General features: G+C 74.4%; 2 protein-coding genes. Both read left to right on the forward strand.

Features of this window, described 5'->3' with window-relative positions:
* Positions 1-763, forward strand: a 763-nt coding sequence (gene modB, locus ACFU5F_RS42320) for a molybdate ABC transporter permease subunit (protein WP_383899011.1), incomplete at its 5' end; no start/stop codon positions are given.
* Entirely contained in the window at positions 760-1875 is a 1116-nt protein-coding gene (locus ACFU5F_RS42325; protein ID WP_383899013.1) for an ABC transporter ATP-binding protein, read from the forward strand. The genes modB and ACFU5F_RS42325, both read left to right, overlap by 4 nt.
* Positions 1876-1915 lie beyond the last annotated feature (40 nt).

Below are 1915 nucleotides of genomic sequence, written 5' to 3' on the forward strand. Positions count from 1 at the left end.
GCCGCTGCTGGTGCCCGCGCTGCTCGGCCTGGCGTTCCTGATCGTGCCGCTGGTCGCCCTGCTGGTACGGGCCCCGTGGCGCAGCCTGCCCGAGCTGCTGACCAGCGCCGAGGTGTGGCAGGCGCTGCGGCTGTCCCTGGTCTGTGCCACGGCCGCCACCGCGGTGAGCCTGGTCATCGGTGTGCCGCTGGCCTGGCTGCTGGCCCGCGTCGAGTTCCCCGGCCGCGGCATCGTCCGGGCGCTCGTCACGCTCCCGCTCGTCCTGCCCCCGGTGGTCGGCGGTGTGGCGCTGCTGATGGCGCTCGGCCGCAACGGCATCGTCGGGAGGTCGCTGGACGCCTGGTTCGGGATCACGCTGCCGTTCACCACGGCGGGGGTCGTGGTCGCGGAGGCGTTCGTCGCCATGCCGTTCCTCGTCATCAGCGTCGAGGGCACGCTGCGGGCCGCCGATCCGCGCTTCGAGGAGGCGGCCGCCACGCTCGGCGCCTCCCGCTTCACGGCCTTCCGCCGGGTCACACTCCCGCTGATCGCGCCGGGCATCGCTGCGGGCGCCGTACTGGCCTGGGCGCGTGCACTGGGCGAGTTCGGCGCGACGATCACCTTCGCGGGCAACTTCCCCGGCCGTACCCAGACCATGCCCCTGGCCGTGTACCTGGCCCTGCAGAGCGACCCGGAGGCCGCCATCGCCCTCAGCCTGGTCCTGCTCGCCGTGTCCGTCGCGGTGCTGGCCGGTCTGCGCGACCGCTGGATGTCGGCGGGATGACCGAGCCACCCCGTCGCACGGACGCCACCGCCGACACCGACGCCCACGGTCATCGGGCCGACGATCGCGAGGAGGGTCTGGACGCCCGTCTCGTCGTCGAGCGCGGTGCCTTCCGCCTCGACGTCGCGCTGAGTGTCGCGCCCGGTGAGGTCGTCGCCCTGCTGGGCCCGAACGGCGCCGGGAAGACCACCGCCCTGCGTGCCCTCGCGGGCCTCACCCCGCTGACCGGCGACGGCCGTCTGCGGCTCGACGGCACGGCGCTGGAGCGTACACCGCCGGAGGCCCGCCCGGTCGGCGTCGTCTTCCAGGACTACCTGCTCTTTCCGCACCTGACCGCGCTCGACAACGTGGCCTTCGGGCCGCGCTGCCAGGGCGCCACCAAGGCGGCGGCCCGGGCCGCCGCCTCCACATGGCTGGACCGTCTGGGACTCGCCGACCACGCGGGCGCCAAGCCGCGCGGACTGTCCGGCGGCCAAGCCCAGCGTGTCGCCCTGGCCCGCGCCCTGGCCACCCGCCCCCGCCTGCTCCTGCTGGACGAGCCACTGGCCGCACTGGACGCACGCACCCGCTTGGAGGTCCGCTCCCAACTCCGTCTGCATCTCGCCGAGTTCGAGGCTGTCGCCGTTCTGGTCACACACGACCCGCTCGACGCGATGGTGCTGGCCGACCGGCTGGTCGTCGTCGAGGACGGCCGGGTCGTCCAGGAGGGCACCCCCTCCCACATCGCCCGCCACCCCCGCACGGACTACATCGCCCAGTTGGTCGGACTCAATCTCTACCGGGGCGAGGCCGACGGCCACACCGTGCGCCTCGGCACCGGTCCCTCCATCACCACGACGGAGGTGCTGTCCGGCCCGGTGTTCGTGGCGTTCCCGCCGAGCGCGGTCACCCTCTACCGGGACCGCCCCACCGGCGTCAGCGCCCGCAACCTCTGGCGCTGCGCGGTCGCGGGCCTGGAGACCCACGGCGACCAGATCCGCGCCGATCTGACGGGTGAACTGCCTCTGGCCGCCGACCTCACCACGGTCGCCGCCGCCGAGCTCGGCCTCCACCCGGGCGCGGAGGTCTGGGCGGCGGTGAAGGCGACGCAGACGCACGCCTATCCCGTCTAGCTCGACCGGCCATCGCCGAATCCGCCGTGGCGGAGGCGCC

Source organism: Streptomyces sp. NPDC057438 (genome assembly GCF_042802995.1).
GTDB lineage: Bacteria > Actinomycetota > Actinomycetes > Streptomycetales > Streptomycetaceae > Streptomyces.